Source organism: Phenylobacterium terrae (genome assembly GCF_042681205.1).
In the GTDB taxonomy this organism is placed as follows: domain Bacteria; phylum Pseudomonadota; class Alphaproteobacteria; order Caulobacterales; family Caulobacteraceae; genus Phenylobacterium; species Phenylobacterium terrae.
The window spans coordinates 804,603-821,585 of record NZ_JBHUEY010000006.1 but is presented as its reverse complement, the minus strand read 5'-3'; the positions used below and the strand labels follow the sequence as shown (position 1 = coordinate 821,585).

At 71.5% G+C, this 16,983-nt stretch carries 16 protein-coding genes and 1 tRNA gene; 9 read left to right on the top strand and 8 right to left on the bottom strand.

All coding sequences use genetic code 11. The features are described from left to right. Window positions 1-7 precede the first annotated feature (7 nt). The 5 genes from ACFSC0_RS18565 to ACFSC0_RS18545 all read right to left on the bottom strand — a co-directional run bounded on the left by ACFSC0_RS18565 (window position 8) and on the right by ACFSC0_RS18545 (window position 4,201). Window positions 8-775 carry an SDR family oxidoreductase gene (locus ACFSC0_RS18565; protein ID WP_377281470.1) on the bottom strand — a complete coding sequence of 256 codons (768 nt, stop codon included), beginning with the start codon at window positions 773-775 and terminating at the stop codon, window positions 8-10. Window positions 776-818: 43 nt separating this feature from the next. Next, window positions 819-1,637: an arylamine N-acetyltransferase family protein gene (locus ACFSC0_RS18560; RefSeq protein WP_377281469.1), complete on the bottom strand. Its 819-nt coding sequence runs from the start codon at window positions 1,635-1,637 to the stop codon at window positions 819-821. Between the two features lie 58 nt (window positions 1,638-1,695). After that, a complete protein-coding gene (locus ACFSC0_RS18555) occupies window positions 1,696-2,898 on the bottom strand; it encodes a serine hydrolase domain-containing protein (RefSeq protein WP_377281468.1) in 1,203 nt (400 codons plus the stop codon). 13 nt (window positions 2,899-2,911) lie between these two features. Next, window positions 2,912-3,616 carry a YceI family protein gene (locus ACFSC0_RS18550; protein WP_377281467.1) on the bottom strand — a complete coding sequence of 235 codons (705 nt, stop codon included), beginning with the start codon at window positions 3,614-3,616 and terminating at the stop codon, window positions 2,912-2,914. 162 nt (window positions 3,617-3,778) lie between these two features. Beyond that, window positions 3,779-4,201, bottom strand: coding sequence for a YciI family protein (locus tag ACFSC0_RS18545; protein ID WP_377281466.1), 423 nt, complete (start codon window positions 4,199-4,201; stop codon window positions 3,779-3,781). A 171-nt stretch (window positions 4,202-4,372) separates the two neighbouring features. On the opposite strand from ACFSC0_RS18545, the gene ACFSC0_RS18540 reads away from it, so the two are divergent. Continuing rightward, window positions 4,373-5,221 (top strand): crotonase/enoyl-CoA hydratase family protein, encoded by an 849-nt coding sequence (locus ACFSC0_RS18540; RefSeq protein WP_377281465.1) that lies wholly within the window; start codon window positions 4,373-4,375, stop codon window positions 5,219-5,221. 62 nt (window positions 5,222-5,283) lie between these two features. After that, window positions 5,284-6,249: a glycosyltransferase family 9 protein gene (locus ACFSC0_RS18535; RefSeq protein WP_377281464.1), complete on the top strand. Its 966-nt coding sequence runs from the start codon at window positions 5,284-5,286 to the stop codon at window positions 6,247-6,249. A gap of 7 nt (window positions 6,250-6,256) precedes the next feature. Here ACFSC0_RS18535 and ACFSC0_RS18530 read toward each other — a convergent pair. Continuing rightward, a tRNA-Val gene (locus tag ACFSC0_RS18530) sits at window positions 6,257-6,331 on the bottom strand. A 41-nt stretch (window positions 6,332-6,372) separates the two neighbouring features. Then, window positions 6,373-7,056, bottom strand: coding sequence for a phosphoglycolate phosphatase (gene gph, locus ACFSC0_RS18525; RefSeq protein ID WP_377281463.1), 684 nt, complete (start codon window positions 7,054-7,056; stop codon window positions 6,373-6,375). 84 nt (window positions 7,057-7,140) lie between these two features. Here gph and glmU point away from each other — a divergent pair, with 84 nt between their 5' ends. The 6 genes from glmU (at window position 7,141) to ACFSC0_RS18495 (ending at window position 14,884) form a co-directional block, all read left to right on the top strand. Then, complete coding sequence (glmU, locus tag ACFSC0_RS18520; RefSeq protein ID WP_377281462.1) at window positions 7,141-8,490, top strand: bifunctional UDP-N-acetylglucosamine diphosphorylase/glucosamine-1-phosphate N-acetyltransferase GlmU; 1,350 nt, start codon at window positions 7,141-7,143, stop codon at window positions 8,488-8,490. After that, on the top strand, window positions 8,487-9,170 hold the full coding sequence (rpiA, locus tag ACFSC0_RS18515; protein ID WP_377281461.1) for a ribose-5-phosphate isomerase RpiA: 684 nt from the start codon (window positions 8,487-8,489) through the stop codon (window positions 9,168-9,170). The genes glmU and rpiA overlap by 4 nt, the downstream gene beginning before the upstream one ends. 14 nt (window positions 9,171-9,184) lie before the next feature. Then, entirely contained in the window at window positions 9,185-10,567 is a 1,383-nt protein-coding gene (gene gor / locus ACFSC0_RS18510) for a glutathione-disulfide reductase (protein WP_377281460.1), read from the top strand. Continuing rightward, on the top strand, window positions 10,564-11,874 hold the full coding sequence (locus ACFSC0_RS18505) for an O-antigen ligase family protein (protein ID WP_377281459.1): 1,311 nt from the start codon (window positions 10,564-10,566) through the stop codon (window positions 11,872-11,874). Before gor ends, ACFSC0_RS18505 begins: the two co-directional genes overlap by 4 nt. Window positions 11,875-11,927: 53 nt before the next feature. Further along, the gene (locus tag ACFSC0_RS18500; protein WP_377281458.1) at window positions 11,928-13,307 is read left to right on the top strand and encodes a class II 3-deoxy-7-phosphoheptulonate synthase; all 1,380 of its coding nucleotides are present in this window, start codon (window positions 11,928-11,930) and stop codon (window positions 13,305-13,307) included. 203 nt (window positions 13,308-13,510) lie between these two features. Further along, a complete protein-coding gene (locus tag ACFSC0_RS18495) occupies window positions 13,511-14,884 on the top strand; it encodes an MATE family efflux transporter (RefSeq protein ID WP_377281457.1) in 1,374 nt (457 codons plus the stop codon). Here the strand turns inward: ACFSC0_RS18495 and ACFSC0_RS18490 are convergent. Continuing rightward, entirely contained in the window at window positions 14,881-15,777 is an 897-nt protein-coding gene (locus ACFSC0_RS18490; RefSeq protein WP_377281456.1) for a cobalamin biosynthesis protein CbiG, read from the bottom strand. The two genes, ACFSC0_RS18495 and ACFSC0_RS18490, sit on opposite strands and share 4 nt — an antisense overlap. Before the next feature lie 161 nt (window positions 15,778-15,938). Between ACFSC0_RS18490 and ACFSC0_RS18485 the strand changes: the two genes are divergently transcribed. Next, a complete protein-coding gene (locus tag ACFSC0_RS18485) occupies window positions 15,939-16,862 on the top strand; it encodes a Gfo/Idh/MocA family protein (protein ID WP_377281455.1) in 924 nt (307 codons plus the stop codon). Window positions 16,863-16,983 lie beyond the last annotated feature (121 nt).

Sequence of the window (16,983 nt, the reverse complement as noted above, 5' to 3'; positions counted from 1 at the left end):
GCGCCTCCTAGAGCTCCGCCGATCCGCCGTCGCAGGGGATCGTCGCCCCCGTCGTGTAGGCCGATGCGCGCGAGGAGAGGAAGATGGCGACGCCGGCGATGTCCTCGGGCTCGCCTGTGCGGCCGCGCGGATTGTTCGCCCGGATCGCATCGCCCGCGGTGGCCAGCGTCGCGGCCATCATCTGGCTGGGGAAGGGGCCCGGCGCGATGGCGTTGACCAGGATGTGCTCGCGCGCCAGCCGCTTGGCCAGGTGCCGGGTCAGCATGATGCAGCCGGCCTTGGAGGTGGAATAGGCGTAGGTCTCCAGCGCCGGCGGCTCGATGCCGTTCACCGAGGCGATGTTGATCACCCGCGCCGGGTTCTCGTGGGTCGCCGCCGCCCGCAGCTGCGGCAGCAGCTTCTGGGTCAGGAAGAAGATCGACTTGGTGTTCAGGTCCACGACCTTGTCCCAGCCGCCCTCGGGATACTCGTCGATCGGCGCGCCCCAGGTGGCGCCGGCGTTGTTGACCAGCACGTCCAGCTTCGGCTCGCGCTCGGCGATCGCCGCAGCCAGGCCCGCGATCCCGGCCATGTTCCCCAGGTCGAAGGGCAGGGAGATGCAGGTCCCGTGCTCGGACAGCTCCTCGGCCAGCCGGTCGCAGACGTCGGCCTTGCGCGAGGAGATGTAGGTCTTGGCGCCGTTCTCGACATAGCCGCGCGCGATCATCTCGCCGATCCCCCGGCTGCCGCCGGTGACCAGCACCACCTTGCCTTCGACGCTGAACAGATTGCGCACGGTGTCGCTCCAGGTTTTCGCCGGCGATTTCCGGCCGTCGGCCTTATGGCGAGGCTGGAGCCGGGTCGCCAGCGCTTTTGGCCGCCGCCCGCTGAGCGAGGACCTCCTCGTGCCGTCGGCAGATCGTCGGCCACAGGCGGACCGCCTCCGGCACGTCCAGGCCGAACACCGTCCGCAGCGTCTGCAGGTAGTCGTCGGCGTCCTCGATCAGGCGCTTGGACCGGCTCTCGGCGGTGATGCGGCGCAGCTCGCGGCCGAGGATCGTCGTATAGCCCTCGTCGTCGTGCTTCAGCAGGATGGCGTTCTGCACGAACACCGAGCCGGGCTCGGACTGCAGCGCCACGCACCGATCGGCCAGCGCCGCCTCGTCCGGCCCGGCGAAATCGAACCCGGGCACCAGGCCGAAGCGGTGGTTGTGGAAGCGCCAGCCGCGCTCCAGCTTCTCCAGCCGGAACTCGAAGCCGCGCTGGACGAAGCTTCCTTCCTCCAGCGGAACCGGCTCGACGATCCCTTCGCCGAAACCGACGTCGCAGAGGTAGGGGCGGTCCAGCCGCACCTCGAGCGCCAGGTGCGTGCCCGTCTCGGCCCCGTTGCCGCAGTGGCGGATCACGTCGAATCCCGCCGCCTCCAGGGCCCAGGCGAAAACCCCGTTCATCTCGTAGCACCAGCCGCCGCGCCGCCGGTTCACCACCTTGTCGTAGCAGTGGGCCGCATCGGTGCTGACCGGCCGCCGCAGCTGGACGTCCAGGTTCTCGTAGGGGATCGCCATCAAATGGGCGCGGTGCAGCGCCCTCAGCGTCGCCAGATCCTGGCGGACCTCGCCCTCGAACCCGATCCGGTCCAGATAAGCCTGAAGTTGCATCGCCTCTCCCCGAACGACCGCAGCTATAGCGCAGGCGGGAGCGCCAGGGGAGGGCGCCTCAGTCGTCCAGCGCCTGGTAGGCCAGGGTCCAGAAGTCGTCGGTGATCCGCCCATCGTCCGGCCCGGCCATGACCCGCTGGGTCAGCAGGATCACCGTGACGTCCTCCCTCGGGTCGGCCCGCCACGAGGTCCCGTAGCCGCCGAACCAGCCGTAGCTGCCCACCGACGGGCCGATCACCTCCCGGCGCGTGGTCACCGACATCCCGAAACCCCAGCCCTGTGCGTCCCAGAAGCCGGGGAAGAAGGGGAAGGCCGCCTTCTGCGCGGCGGTGATGTGGTCGGCGGTCATCAGCTCCACCGCCGCGCGCGACAGCACCCGCTCGCCGCGATGGCCGCCGCCGCCCAGCATCATCCTGCTGAACGCCATCAGGTCGTCGGCGGTGGAGACCAGCCCGCCGGCCGCCGACGGGAAGACCGGCGGCTGCACGAACTCGCCGCTCTCCACGGGCGCGAACACCTCGAGCGCCCCCGTCCGCGGGTCGGCCATGTAGCAGGTGGTCAGCCGGGCCTTCCCGCGCTCGCCCACCTGGAACCCGGTGTCGTCCATGCCCAGCGGGTCCAACACCCGCTCGCGCAGCACCGTCTCCAGCGGCTGGCCCGTGATCCGGCTCATGAGGACCGCCAGCACCTCCGCGCTGGTGTTGTAGGTCCAGCCGGCGCCCGGCTGGTGCTGCAGCGGCAGCTGGCCCAGCCGCCGGACGTACTCGTCGGGCCCGATCTTCGGCAGGACCGGCCCTGCCGCCACGCCGGCGGCCTCGAGCGCGGCCTGGATCGGATAGGTCCCAGGCGGCGCCATGATCGCGCCCTGGCCCAGCCGAAAGGCCAGCAGGTCCCGCAGGGTGATCGACCGCTCGGCCGGGAGGACGTCGTCGATCGGGCCCTCCAGGCGGCGCAGCACCTTGGGCTCGGCCAGCTCCGGAAGCCAGCGGGCCACCGGCTCGTCGAGGCCGATCCGCCCTTCCTCGACCAGCGTCATGGCCGCCGCCGCGGCGATCGGCTTGGTCAGCGAGGCGATGCGGAACAGGCTGTCGCGCTGCATCGGCGCGGCTGAGCCGTAGGCCAGGGCGCCGTGGACCTCCACATGCACCGCCTCGCCGCGGGCCAGCAGGGCCACGAGCCCGGGGACCTGACCGCGCTCGACATACGACCGCATCACGGCCGAGAGGCGGGCCAGGCGCGGCTTCGAGAAGCTGGAGGTCATGGGGCCGCTCCCGTCACGAAGCGGCGGGCGCTGGGGCGGCCGGCGCAGGCTGGATGAACTCGGCCTCGATGATCACCTCGACGAGATCGCCGACGCCCATCTGCGAGCCCGGCGCCGGCAGGCCCGTCTTCATCCCGAAGTCGGAGCGCTTCAGGGCGCCTTTGGCCGAGAAGCCGATCCGCGCGCCGGTGGGATCCATGCCGCCCGCCGGATAGCCGCCGTTGAAGGTCGTCTCCAGCACCACCGGCCGGGTGACGCCCCGGAAGCTCAGGTCGCCGGTGACCCGCGCCGTCCGCGGGCCGGTCCGCTCCACCTTTGTCGAGCGGAAGGTCATCGGCGGGAACTGGTCCGCGGCCAGGAAGTCCTTGCCTCGCAGCAGGGCGTCGAAGTCGGTCTTCGGGTCCGGGTAGTCGGTCTCGATGGAGGCCGGATCGATGGTCGCCGTGACGCTCGTCCGCTCGGGGTTCTCCGGGTCGAACTGCATCTGCGCGTCAATGTCGGTGAAGCGGGCCGTGTAGTTCGAGACCCCCATGTGGTTGACCTTGAAGGTCACGCTCGTGTGGCCCTTGTCCAGCGTGTAGGCGCCGGCCGGCGCCGTGACGGGCGCCGGCTCCGCAGCGGGGGCCGACGGGGCCTCGGTGGACTTGGGGGCCTGTTCCGCCGGCTGGCCGCAGCCGACCAGCGCCGCCGCAGCAAAAAGGGCCAGGGTCCGTCTCATCGTCAGCTCCGTCTTTGAAGTGCAACCAGTTGCTGTATAAAAGCAGTGATGGCGAAACGCAACCGGTTTCGAATCGACGGCCGACCCAGCGCTCGCGAACGGGCCCGCCCGTGCGCCGGGCGGGCCCGAGGGAGGTTCGAATTGTCGGCCGCGCCTTTGCGCCTAGTGGGCGCTCACCTTGTCGCGGATGCGGTCTTCCTGCTCACGCAGCTCCGGCGTCAGCTCGGCGCCGAAGTCCTCGGCCTCGAAGATCTGGCGGATCTCGATCTCCGAGTCCTCTTCGCCGGGGTTGGGGCAGCGCTTGAACCACTCGATCGCCTCGTCCAGCGAGCCGACCTGGATGATCCAGAACCCGGCGACCAGGTCCTGGGTGTTGGGGAAGGGGCCGTGCACCACGGTGCGGTCCTTGCCCGAGAACTGCACGCGCGCGCCCTTGGCGCTCGGGTGCAGGCCTTCGCCGGCCAGCATCACCCCGGCGTTCGCCAGCTCCTCGTTGAACTTGCCCATGGCCTCCAGCAGCTCCGTCGAGGGCATGGCCCCGGCTTCGGAGGCCTGGTTCGCCTTCACGATCACCATGAAACGCATTTCGCATCTCCTCATCCGAGCCCGCCCGGCCGATCCGATCGCTGGCTCCGATGATACGACGATCGACCCGTGGCGGCCCCGACATCCTTCGGCGATTTTCTGCCACCAGCGGCGGTTGACAGCCCCAGGGGAAGGCGGACGCTGGATCGGGGGAAAGCGTGGAGGAAGCCGATGAACGACCGGGTCACCGTTGAGCTGCGCGGCGGAGTCGCCGACGTCCGCCTGGTGCGGACCGACAAGATGAACGCCCTGGACGACGCCATGTTCTCGGCCCTCATCGACGCCGGCGAGCGGCTGAAGAGCGAGCCGGGTGCGCGCGCCGTGGTGCTCTCCGGCGAGGGCCGCGCCTTCTGCGCCGGGCTCGACATGGGCAACTTCCAGCGGATGGCCGCGCCAACGCCGAAGGAGTCCTCGCCGGCCTCGGGCCTGACCGCCACGCCCCGCACGCCCGGCGGCTCGAACCGCGCGCAGCACGCGGTCATGGTCTGGCGCGAACTGCCCGTGCCGGTGATCGCCGCCGTCCACGGCGTCGCCTTCGGCGGCGGCTTCCAGCTGGCCCTGGCCGCCGACATGCGGCTCGTCGCGCCAGACGCGCGCATGGCGGTGATGGAGATCAAGTGGGGCCTCGTGCCGGACATGGCCGGCATGGTGCTGATGCGCACCCTGATCCGTGACGACCTGGCCCGCGAGCTGACCTACACCGGCCGCATCTTCTCCGGCGAGGAGGCCGTCGCCCTCGGTCTGGCCACCCGAACCGCCGCCGATCCCAGGGCCGCCGCCCTCGATCTGGCGGCCGAGATCGCCGGCAAGAGCCCCCACGCCATCCGCGCCGCCAAGCGCCTGTTCGACGTCGCGGCCCGCGGCGACCAGCACGCCATCCTCAGGGCGGAGAGCGAGGAGCAGGCCGCCCTGATCGGCTCGCCCAACCAGATCGAAGCGGTGATGGCCAACATGCAGAAGCGCGACCCCGCCTTCGCCGAGGTGGGGGCGGAGCCGGCGCGCGCCAAGGCGGAGGCGTAGACGCCGCCCAGCTGGCGATCGGCGGTGCGCGCCGGGCGCAGTCGCCTCTATGATGCGCCGGAATGTCGATCGCCGCCCCGCCGCCGTCCGAGCTCGTCGAGCAGGCCGTCACCCTGAGGTCGCAGGGGCGCCTGGCCGAGGCGGAGATGGCCGCCCGGGCCGCCCTGCACCTTGCGCCCGGCGACGCCGGCGCCCGCTGGGCGCTGGCCACGGCGCTGCTGATCCAGGGCCGCTACGCCGAGGGCCTGCCGCTGCTCGACGCCCGCCACGAGCTGTTCGGGCGGTTCAAACCGCCGCTGCCTTATCCCGAATGGACCGGTGAGCCGGTGGAGCGGCTCCTGGTCTGGCCCGAGCAGGGCTTCGGCGACCAGATCCAGGTGGCCCGCTTCGCCGCGGCCCTCGCCGAACGCATGGCGGTGACCTGGATCTGCCCGCCGCCGCTCGCCAGGCTGTTCCGCGCCAGCCTCCCCGTCGAGATCGTCGAAGTGGCCCAGACGATCGAGTTTCCCGACCCCGACGCCTGGGTGATGTGCTTCAGCCTGCCCGCGCGCCTGGGTCTCGCCCGCCCGGAGGAGGCGGCCTCGGGCCCCTACCTGCGCGCGCCCGACGAGGCCCGCGCGCGCTGGCGCGGATTCGCCGGCGAGGGCTGCAACATCGGCGTCGCCTGGCGCGGCAACCCGGGACATCCCAATGACCGCAGCCGCTCGATGCCTTCGGCCGAGGCCCTCGCGCCGCTCGCCGCGTTCGGGCGCCTGCATGACCTTACCGAGCCGCGCGGCGACTTCGCCGACACCGCCGCCCTCGTCGAGCAGATGGACCTCATCGTCTCCGTGGACACCGCGCTCGCCCACCTGGCCGGCGCCCTCGGGAAGCCGACGCGGCTGCTGCTGCCGGCGCAGGAATACGACTGGCGCTGGCTCTGGGGGCGCGAGGACTCGCCCTGGTATCCCTCGATGCGGCTCTACCGCCAGCCGTCGCCGGGCGACTGGGCGTCCGTCGTGGGCCGGGTGGCCAAGGAATTGGGGTAGGGAAGAATGGTGGATGCGACAGGGATTGAACCTGTGACCCCCTCGGTGTGAACGAGGTGCTCTCCCGCTGAGCTACGCATCCGCCGGGGAGGGGAGCGCCTATAGCCCGCCCTCCTGCGCCGTTCAAGCGCCCAACAGCCGTGCGGCGACGTCGGGCAGTTCGTCGAAATGGTCGATCAGGGCGTCGGGCGCAAGCTCGGCCGCGGGAATCTCGGTGTAGCCGAAGCTGACCAGCACCAGCGGGGCGCCGGCGGCCCGGGCCGCGCCGGCGTCGGTGGCCGCATCGCCGACCATCAGGGCCCGGGCGACCTGGCCGCCGGCCTCCTCCACCGCCGCGATGAGATGCCGCGGGTCGGGCTTGATGGCCGGGACGGCGTCGGCCCCGACGATGGCGTCGAACAGCCCGGTGAGGTCGAGCGCATCGAGCAGCGCCCGCGACAGGTCGGTCCGCTTGTTGGTGCAGACGACCGTCTTGGCCCCTGCGGCTCGCACCTGCTCCAGCGCCTCCACGACGCCGGGGAACGGCCGGCTCTCGTCGGCGATGTGGTCGAGGTAGTGGGCGATGAAGCGGTCGAACAGGCCGCCGACCTTGGCGGCCGGCAGGTCGTAGCCGGCCGCGGTGAAGCCGCGCTCGATCAGCCACCGCGCGCCGCGGCCGATGAACGGCCGCGCCTCCTCGATGGGAAGGGCCGCCAGCCCCTCCTCGCGCAGCAGGACGTTCAGCGTGCCGACCAGGTCCGGCGCGGTGTCGACCAGCGTGCCGTCGAGATCGAAGGCCAGCGTCGCGCCGGCGAGGGGGGTGGACAAGGCAAGGTGCTCCGTCGAAAGCGCTCGCCGTTTCGGCTATGAGCCGCAAGATTGCAACGCGCCACCCGACTCGTCAGGAGACCCATGCCCGCCAGAGCCGCCGTCATTCTCGCCGCGGGCATCGGTACGCGGCTGAAGTCGCCGATCCCCAAGGTGCTCAACAAGGTGGGCGGCCGGACCATCGTCGATCGCGTCATCGACGCCTGCGAGGGGCTCGGCTGCGAGAAGATCGTGGTCGTGGTCGGAAACCACAGCCCGCAGGTCCGCGCCCATATCACGGCGCGGCTGGGCGAGGGGGCGATCGCGGTCCAGGACGAGCCGCTCGGCACGGCGCATGCCGCGCTCGCCGCCCGCCAGGCGCTGGAGGGCTTCGACGGCGAGGTGCTGGTCACCAACGGCGACCTGCCGCTGATCGAGCCCAAGGACCTGGAGCCGCTGTTCCAGCTCAGGGCGCAGGGCGCCCGCCTGGCCATCATGGGCTTCGAGCCCGAGAACCAGCTGCTCTACGGGCGCATCATCCGCGGCGCCGACGGCCACGTGATCCGGATCGTCGAGCCCAAGGAGCTCAATCCCGAGCAGGCGTCGGTGAAGGCCTGCAACGCCGGCCTCTATCTGGCGCACAGCAAGGACTGGTTCCGCTGGCTGCCCAAGGTGCGCAACGACAACGCCAAGGGCGAATACTACCTCACCGACGTGGTCGGCCTGGCCTCGGCCGAGGAGGCGCTGGTCCGCGCCGCCTTCGCCCCGGAGAGCGCGGTTATGGGCGCCGACACCCAGATGCAGCTCTCGGCCGCCGAGGCGATCTTCCAGCAGCGCCGCCGGGCCCACTTCCTGGCCGAGGGGGTGGCCATGCCGGCCCCCGAGACGGTGCACTTCTCCTGGGATACCCAGATCGCCGCCGGCGCGACGGTGGAGCCCTTCGTGGTCTTCGCCACCGGCGTGACCGTGGAGACCGGCGCGGTCATCCGCGCCTTCTCCCACCTGGAGGGCGCGAGGGTCCGCTCCGGCGCCCTGGTGGGCCCGTACGCGCGGCTGCGGCCCGGCGCGGACATCGGCGAGGAGGCCCACATCGGCAACTTCGTCGAGGTGAAGAAGGTCGCCGTCGGCAAGGGCGCCAAGGCCAACCACCTGGCCTACCTGGGCGACGGCTCGGTCGGCGCGGGCGCGAACATCGGCGCCGGGACCATCTTCTGCAACTACGACGGCTTCGACAAATACGAGACCCACGTGGGCGCCGGCGCCTTCATCGGCTCGGACACCGCCCTGGTCGCGCCCGTGCGGGTGGGCGAGGGGGCCTATGTCGGCTCCGGCTCGGTGATCACCAGCGAGGTGAGCCCCGACTCCCTGGCGCTGGCCCGCGGCCGCCAGGTGGAGAAGCCCGGCTGGGCGGCCGAGTTCCGCAAGTCGAAGCAGGCGAAGAAGGCCGCCAAGTGAGCGCCGAGGATCAGAAGAAGGCCGCCGGCTACGCCGCCGCCGACCTCGTGGACTCCGGCATGGTCGTCGGCCTCGGCACCGGCTCCACCGCCGCCTGGTTCGTCCGCGCCCTGGCCGAGCGCAAGCTGGACGTCCGCTGCGTGCCCACCTCCCAGGCGACCGCCGACCTGGGCGCCTCACTGGGGCTCACCATCATCTCCCTGGAGGACGTCACCGAGGTCGACCTCACCGTCGACGGGGCGGACGAGATCGGCCCGGGCCTGGCGCTCATCAAGGGCGGCGGGGCGGCCCTGCTGCGCGAGAAGCTGGTCTGGGAGGCCTCGCGCCGCTGCGTCGTCATCGCCGACGCCGCCAAGCAGGTCCCGCTGCTCGGCGCCTTCCCCCTGCCCATCGAGGTGGTCGCCTTCGGTCACCGCACGACCGCCCTCAGGATCTGCGACGCCCTGGCCGAATGCGACCTGGGCGTGGCCCCTCGGCTGAGGGTCAAGGACGGCGCCCCCGTGCGAACCGACGGCGGCAACCTCATCTATGACGCGCCGTGCGGGCGCATCGAGGACCCGGCGGCCCTGGCGCGGGCGCTGAAGAGCGTCACCGGCGTCGTCGACCACGGCCTGTTCCTGGATCTCGCCGACCAGGCGCTGGTCGGCGGGCCGGGCGGCGTCGTGCGCCTCGAACCTTAGTCAGGAGGCCTCATTTGGCGAGCTACGACTACGACCTCTTCGTCATCGGCGCCGGCTCCGGCGGCGTCCGCGCGGCCCGTCTGGCCGCCATGTCCGGCGCCAGGGTGGCGGTCGCCGAGGAGGACCGGGTCGGCGGCACCTGCGTGATCCGCGGCTGCGTCCCCAAGAAGTTCATGGTCTACGCCTCGGAGTTCGCTCACCATTTCAAGACCGCCGAGGGCTTCGGCTGGAGCCCGGCCGCCTCCACCTTCGACTGGCCCGAGTTCCTGGCCGCCAAGGACCGGGAAATCGCCCGTCTTTCCGGCATCTACGTCACCAACCTGAGGAACGCCGGGGCTGACCTCATCCACTCCAAGGCCCGCCTGGTCGACGCCCATACGGTGGAGCTCGTCGCCCACGGCCGCACGGTCACGGCCGAGAAGATCCTCATCGCCACCGGCGGCCGCCCCTGGCTCCCGAAGGCGCTGCCCGGCGTCGAGCTCGCCATCACCTCGGACGAGGCCTTCCACCTGCCGGAGCTGCCCAAGCGGATCCTGATCGCCGGCGGCGGCTACATCGGGGTGGAGTTCGCCGGCATCTTCAACGGCCTGGGCGTGGAGACCACGCTCGTCTACCGCGGCCCGAACATCCTGCGCGGCTTCGACGACCACGTGCGCGCCCACCTCGCCGAGGAGATGGAGAAGCGCGGGATCAAGGTCATCCTGGGCTGCCAGCACAAGTCGATCGAGAAGACCCCTACCGGGCTCCTCAATCGGCTCACCGGCAGCGACGTCGAGACCGACGTGGTCCTCTTCGCCCTCGGCCGCGAGCCGTATGTCGACGGCCTGGGCCTCGAGAAGGCGGGCGTGAAGCTGGACGAGAACGGCGCCATCGCCGTCGACGACTATTCTCGCACCAGCGTCGAGAACATCTGGGCGGTGGGCGACGTCACCGGCCGCATCAACCTGACCCCGGTCGCCATCCGCGAGGGCGCGGCCTTCGCCGAGACCGAGTTCTACGGCCGCCCCACCAGGTTCGACCACGAGATGGTCGCCTCGGCGGTCTTCTCCCAGCCGCCGATCGGGTCGGTGGGCATGACCGAGGCCGACGCCCGTCACGCCTACGGCAAGATCGACGTCTATCTCTCCCGCTTCCGGCCGATGAAGGTGACCTTCTACGGCGGTGACGAGCGGGCGCTGATCAAGCTGGTGGTGGACAAGGCCACCCAGAAGGTCGTCGGCTGCCACGTCGTCGGTCCCGACGCGCCGGAGATCATCCAGATGGCCGCCATCGCCATGAAGATGGGCGTCACCAAGCAGCAGTGGGATTCCACCTGCGCCGTCCACCCGACCTTGGCCGAAGAGCTGGTGACCATGCGCGAGCCCTACGTGCCGCAGGAGCTGGGCCGCGTCGCATGAGCCTGCAGGAGGGCCGCACGCCGCCCTGGCTGGCCGCCTGGTGCGGCTGGGTGCTGGCGGGGACGTTCGCCCTGACGCCGCTGCTCGCTTGGCTGGCGCCCCTCGGCTTCGCCCCGCTGGTGGCGCTTGCGGGCCTGCTCACCCTCCCGGCGCTGCATATCCGCCGGGACGACTGGTCGATCGCGGTCGCGGTGCTCGTCCTGATCGCCTGGGCGATGCTGTCGGTCCGCTGGAGTCCCTACCGGCCCCCTGACCTGGAGGGTCAGACGGCGGTCAAGCTGGCCCTGCAGGCGCCCCTCTACTGGGCCGCGGTCTGCGCTGCGCGCAAAGCCAGCCCGGCGTCCAGGACGCTCGCCCTGCGGATGCTCGTCTGGGGGATGGCGGGCCTCGGAGTTATCCTTTGTCTTGAAGCCCTTTCCGGCGCGAAGCTCTATCAGCTTCTCAAGATAGCGATCGGCGATCCCGAGGCCCCGCGCTGGGACCTGGCCCAGCGGAACGTGGGCAACGCCGGCTTCATCCTGGCCCTCCTGTGGGCGCCGGCGGGGCTGGCGGCGCTGCGCGTCGGCGGGCCGTCGTGGCTGGCGGGGTTCCTGCTCGCCGCCCTGGCGCTGCTGACCTTCACCTTCGGGCCCGACGCCCCGCTGCTGGCGGCGATGGGCGGGATCGTGGCGGGCCTGGCGGCGATCCGCTGGCCCAAGGTCGCGCCGCGCGTCCTGGCCGTCTCGGCGGGCCTGTTCATCCTGCTGGCGCCCTGGCTGGTGCTGGCCGCCCGCAACTCGGGCCTGCTCGAGGCCGCTCAGGGGGCGGTCTCCCAGTCGTGGGCCGACCGCATCGGCTACTGGGGGAACGCGGCCAAGTGGGCCGCCGCCGACCCGATCCTCGGCTGGGGCCTCGACGCCAGCCGGATGTTCTCGCCGGGCATCAAGCTGCACCCCCACGACGCGGCCCTGCAGATCTGGATGGAGCTCGGCATGGTCGGGGCGCTGGCCGCGGCCATCGTCTGGGGGATGACGTTCGCGCGCCTGGCCCGCCCGCGGCCCGGGCTGATCGCCGGGGCCCAGGCGGCGGCGGCGGCGGCCTACTTCGTGATCGGCGCGGTCAGCTTCGGCGTCTGGCAGGAGTGGTGGCTGGCGCTGGCCGCGCTGACCGCCGCGGCCTGCGCCGCCGTCCGCCGCCAGCCGGCGGCCGTTGCGGTCGCTCAGCGGAAGCAGGCCGCGGGCGAGACCAGCGCCAGCGCCTGGGAAGCCGGCGTCGCCCGCCTGGCCGGCGGCCGCCCAGGGTCGACGGACCGCGGCGGACTGGAGTAGAAGGCGCCGTTTTCGAGCGCCGCCCCGGGGGGCGTGGGCGCGGAGTTGTGACGATGAGCGAGACCTGGACGCCCGCCTCCTGGCGCAGCAAGCCTGCCCAGCACATCCCGGCCGACTATCCGGATCCGGCGGCCGTGGCCGGGGTCGAGCAGACCCTCCGCGGCATGCCGCCCCTGGTGTTCGCCGGCGAGGCCCGGCGCCTGAAGGCGCTGCTGGGCGAGGTGGCCGAGGGCAAGGCCTTCCTGCTGCAGGGCGGCGACTGCGCCGAGAGCTTCAAGGAATTCTCGGCCGACAACATCCGCGACACCTTCCGTCTGTTGCTGCAGATGGCGGTGGTGCTGACCTTCGCCGGCGGCAAGCCGGTGGTGAAGGTGGGGCGCATGGCCGGCCAGTTCGCCAAGCCGCGGTCCTCGCCGGTCGAGAAGATCGGCGACGTGTCGCTGCCCAGCTACCGCGGCGACAACATCAACGGCATGGAGTTCACCCCCGAGGCCCGCACGCCGGACCCCGAGCGGCTGATCCGCGCCTACAGCCAGTCGGCGGCGACGCTCAACCTGCTGCGCGCCTTCGCCGGCGGCGGCTACGCCGACCTGCACAACATCCACCGCTGGACGCTCGGCTTCGTCGAGGGCAGCCCCCAGGGCGCCCGCTACCGCGAGCTGTCGGAGAAGATCGGCGAGGCCCTGACCTTCATGGCCGCCATCGGGGTGACGCCCGAGAGCCACCCCGAGATGCATATGGTGGAGTTCTTCACCGCCCACGAAGGCCTGCTGCTGGGCTTCGAGGAGGCGATGACGCGCGTCGATTCCACCTCCGGCGACTGGTACGACACCTCCGCCCACCTGCTGTGGATCGGCGAGCGCACCCGTCAGCTCGACGGCGCCCACGTGGAGTTCTTCCGCGGCATCAAGAACCCCGTCGGCCTGAAGTGCGGCCCGACCATGGAGCCGGAGGACCTGCTGCGCCTCTGCGACGTGCTCAATCCGGCGAACGAGGCCGGCCGGCTGACCCTCTACGGCCGCTTCGGCCACGACAAGATCGCCGCCCGCCTGCCGGGTCTGATGCAGGCGACCAAGCGGGCCGGCCGCAACGTCGTCTGGGCCATCGATCCGATGCACGGCAACACCCTGACCGCCGCCAACGGCTACAAGACCCGCCCGTTCGACCGCATCCTGTCCGAGGTGCGAAGCTTCGTGGAGATCGCCAAGGCCGAGGGCGTCCATCCGGGCGGCGTGCACCTGGAGATGACCGGCCAGAACGTCACCGAGTGCCTCGGCGGCGCCCGGGCGCTGACGGAAGGCGACCTCGCCGACCGCTATCACACCCACTGCGATCCGCGGCTCAACGGCGAACAGGCCCTCGAACTGGCCTTCCTCGTCGCCGAGAAGCTGAAGGACGATCGGGTGGACCTGACCCGGCGGGCGGCGGTCTGATCTCTCACCGGTCATCCCGGCGGAGGCCGGGACAGAGAATGGCGGGCGCAGACTCGCGGTCCACGAACCGCTGAAGCCATCTAGCGACATCTTAGCCTTGGATCTGGGTCCCGGCATTCGCCGGGATGATCGGGAGCAGGGAAGGCTTGCCTTGACCGCCCACCGGCGCCAATTTCCGCGCCCCTTGAAAACGGCGTCCCACCATGGCCAGCCCGGCCCCGGCGACCTCCCCGACGGAGGATCGCCCCGACATCGTCCGCACCGAGACGGCCGAGCTGCTCAAGCTCTCCGGGCCGGTCGTGCTGTCGCGCCTGGGCATCATGACCATGGGCCTGTCCGACGCCATCGTCGTCGGCCGCCACTCGGCTGAGCAGCTCGCCTTCCACGTCCTGGCCTGGGCCCCGACCTCGGTCGTCCTGACCCTGGGCATCGGGCTTCTGATGGGCGTGCAGGTGATGACCGCCCGGGCCATCGGCGAGGGCCGCCGCCACGAGAGCGGCGCGGTGCTGCGGCGCGGCCTGGTCTACGGCGCCTGGCTGAGCCTCGGCGCGCTGGCCGCCCTGGCCATCCTCGGCCCCATCGGGCTTCGGAACATCGGGCTCGAGCCGGCCCTGGCGCAGGGCGCGTCCGGACCGGTGGTGGTGTTCGCCTTCTCCATGCCGCCGATCATCCTCTCTACGGCCTGCGCCTTCTGGCTGGAGGCGCAGTCGCGGGCGACCCCGTCGATGCTGATGATGTGGGGCGCCAACGTCGTGAACCTGCTGCTGCTGCTGGTGCTGGTGCCGGGGAGCTTCGGCCTGCCGGAGCTGGGCGCGGTCGGCGCGGCCTGGGCGACCTTCGGGGCGCGGCTGTTCCTGCTGCTGGGCCTCGTCGTCTACATCGTCCGGATGAAGGAGGCGCGCGCCTGGGGCGTCTTCGACCGGCCGCGCCGGGACCCGGACGAGGAGCGGATGCAGCGCCGCGTCGGCTACGGCGCCGGGGCCTCCAACTTCTTCGAGGTCGCAGCCTTCGCGTCCCTGAATATCGTCGCCGGCTGGGTCGGCGGCCTGGCCGTGGCCTCCTGGGGCGTGGTGCTCAACGTCGCTGCGCTGATCTTCATGGTGCCGCTGGGCCTTGGGACCGCGACCACGGTGCTGGTCGGCCGGGCCTATGGCGCGCGGGACCGGCACGGGGTGGTCCGCGCCGCGCTGATCGGCTTTTCGGTGACCACCGCGTTCGGCGTGCTGGTCTCCCTGATCGTCTGGCCCTCGGCCCGGCTGATCGCGTCCGGCTACACCTCCGATGCGCGGGTGATCGCCATCGTCGCGCCGGCCCTGGTGCTGTCCTGCCTGTTCTTCCTGGCCGACGCCCTGCAGGTGGTGGTCGCCCAGGCGCTTCGGGCCCGCGGCGATGTCCTGCTGCCGACCATGACCCACATGACCAGCTACGTGCTGGTGATGATGCCGCTCGCCTGGTGGCTGGCGCTGCCCATGGGCCTGGGCGTCGAGGGCCTGGTCTGGGCGGTGATCGTGGCCAGCCTGCTCTCCGCCGGGCTGCTGCTCGGCCGGTTCTGGATGCTGGCCCGCCGGCCGATCTAGGCGCCCAGGATCCAGCCTTCCTCGCGCGCCGCCACTTCGGCCTCCGCGGGCTCGAGCGCCTTCGGCCCCACGAACAGCTGGCCGAGCTTGCCGGCCTCATCCAGGCGGGCGAAGTGCTCGGCCGTCGCCCGCACCTGCGCCAGGTCCTTGACCTCGCCGGGGCCGGGCTGGGCCTTGTAGAGGCTGGGATAGACCTCGGCGACCACCGCCAGCACGCCCTCCAGGTCGGCCGGCGTCAGCGCCTTGAAGCCGGTCTCGAACGGCCACACGCGCACCTCGTCGCCGCGGGCGATCTTCAGCCGCCGCACGGCCGGGATGCCCAGGATCGCCTGCCCGCCCACCGAGCCGTTGTAGTAGAGCTTCCAGATCGAGGCCGCGCCCTTGGCCGCCTTGTCGGCGAACCGGAACTCCGGCAGGTCCTCGTCCCCATGCGCCCGCACCCGCTTGGGCTGCAGGGTCGTCAGCGTGTCCTTCGGCGGGCAGCCCCAGAAGGGGAAGGGGCCGCCGGTCAGGCGCCGGTTGATCTCCGCGCCGACGCCGAAGCGGTTGTTGGTGTTGTCGGCCTTGTCCTTGACCATCCTGTCCAGCTGGTCCCAGACCGCGCGCCAGGGCGCCTCGCCCTTCAGCTTCAGCGCTTCGGAGAAGCCGCGCGGGAAACCCAACGGGAAATCGAAGCCGACCAGCGCCCGCTCGCCGCGCTTCTTCAGGTCGTCGAGGATGGCGGTCAGCCGTTTCTCCGCCTCCGCCCGCGTCGGCGGATTGAAGGACTCGAAGGTCATCCGGAAGCGGACGTCGCGCTTCAGCACGCCGATCCAGACGGAGTCGGCGCCCGTGGACGGCTTGGCCGCCGCGCTCCAGTCGACGATCACGAAGGCGCTGAAAAGGCGCGCCACGGCAAGCTCCCGGGTTCGGTGGATGGCTGGGCATTTAACCCGCCAATCGCCAACGGGCCAACGCTTCCGACGGTTCAGCGGCGATGGACCTGTCGATGCGCTGCGGGTGGCGCCCCGGGCTCCGTTTCGTGTAAGGCGCGCCCAACTGGCCGGAGCGACTCATGAGTAGACCATTGCGGGGCGGCGTGATCGGCGCCGGGGTGTTCGGCGGCCACCACGCCCGCAAGTACGCCAGCCTGCCCGGCAGCGAGCTCGCCGCGGTCTTCGATCCGCACCCGGAGCGCGCCGCGGCCCTGGCCGAGCCGCTCGGCGGCCGCGCCGCCGCCAGCCTGGATGACTTTCTGCAGGCCGTGGACGTGGTCACCGTCGCATCCCCCGCCACCCACCACGCCGAGCAGGCGCTCGCCGCCCTGCGGGCCGGCAAACCCGTCTATGTGGAAAAGCCCATCGGAATCTCCCTCGACGACGCCGACAGGATCATCGCCGAGGCCGAGCGCCGCGGCCTGGTCGTGGCCGTCGGCCACCAGCAGCGGGTGGTCTTCCAGGCCATGGGCCTGTTCGACATCCCCGAGCAGCCGCTCCGCCTGGAGGCGCTGCGCCACGGTCCGCCGTCCGAGCGCAGCCTGGACGTCTCGGTGGTGCTCGACCTGATGGTCCACGACCTGGACCTGGCCCTTTCGCTCTCCAAGGCGGAGGCGCTCGCCGCCGAGGCCGAGGGCGAGATCGACTTCAGCGGCGGCTGGGACACCGCCCGGGCCGAGATCACCTTCGACGACGGCTTCACCGCCGTCTTCGACGCCTCGCGGCGAGCCGAGGCCTTCAAACGCACGATGCGCATCGTCTATCCCTCCGGCGAGGTGGAGGTCGACTTCCTGACCCACGCCTTCCGCAACACCACGCCCTATCCGTTGAACCCCGACTACGACGAGACCCCCGCGGCCAAGGACCAGCTCGCCGCCAGCGTCGAGGGGTTCCTTAAGGCCGTGCGCGGCGAGGCGCCCCGGCCCATCGTCACCGCCGCCGAGGGGGCCCGCGCCCTCGACCTGGCGCTGGCCGTGGAACAGGCGTTGGAAGCCGGCCGCTGAGGGCCTAGAGCGCGTTAGGCGGAAGTGTGAGCGGTTCCGCCGCCCGAACGCGCTCTACACTTTTGATTTAGAGCCTGTTTGATCGGTTCAGGCGGTTCCGCCTGAACCGAACAGGCTCTAG

What these genes read in the sequence shown, in the direction of transcription:
- ACFSC0_RS18540 (WP_377281465.1), top strand. Translation starts at nt 4,373, where the DNA reads ATGAACGACCGGGTCACCGTTGAGCTGCGCGGCGGAGTCGCCGACGTC.
- ACFSC0_RS18535 (WP_377281464.1), top strand. Translation starts at nt 5,284, where the DNA reads ATGTCGATCGCCGCCCCGCCGCCGTCCGAGCTCGTCGAGCAGGCCGTC.
- ACFSC0_RS18555 (WP_377281468.1), bottom strand. Translation starts at nt 2,898, where the DNA reads ATGACCTCCAGCTTCTCGAAGCCGCGCCTGGCCCGCCTCTCGGCCGTG.
- ACFSC0_RS18495 (WP_377281457.1), top strand. Translation starts at nt 13,511, where the DNA reads ATGGCCAGCCCGGCCCCGGCGACCTCCCCGACGGAGGATCGCCCCGAC.
- ACFSC0_RS18550 (WP_377281467.1), bottom strand. Translation starts at nt 3,616, where the DNA reads ATGAGACGGACCCTGGCCCTTTTTGCTGCGGCGGCGCTGGTCGGCTGC.
- glmU (WP_377281462.1), top strand. Translation starts at nt 7,141, where the DNA reads ATGCCCGCCAGAGCCGCCGTCATTCTCGCCGCGGGCATCGGTACGCGG.
- ACFSC0_RS18500 (WP_377281458.1), top strand. Translation starts at nt 11,928, where the DNA reads ATGAGCGAGACCTGGACGCCCGCCTCCTGGCGCAGCAAGCCTGCCCAG.
- ACFSC0_RS18560 (WP_377281469.1), bottom strand. Translation starts at nt 1,637, where the DNA reads ATGCAACTTCAGGCTTATCTGGACCGGATCGGGTTCGAGGGCGAGGTC.
- ACFSC0_RS18485 (WP_377281455.1), top strand. Translation starts at nt 15,939, where the DNA reads ATGAGTAGACCATTGCGGGGCGGCGTGATCGGCGCCGGGGTGTTCGGC.
- ACFSC0_RS18545 (WP_377281466.1), bottom strand. Translation starts at nt 4,201, where the DNA reads ATGCGTTTCATGGTGATCGTGAAGGCGAACCAGGCCTCCGAAGCCGGG.
- ACFSC0_RS18505 (WP_377281459.1), top strand. Translation starts at nt 10,564, where the DNA reads ATGAGCCTGCAGGAGGGCCGCACGCCGCCCTGGCTGGCCGCCTGGTGC.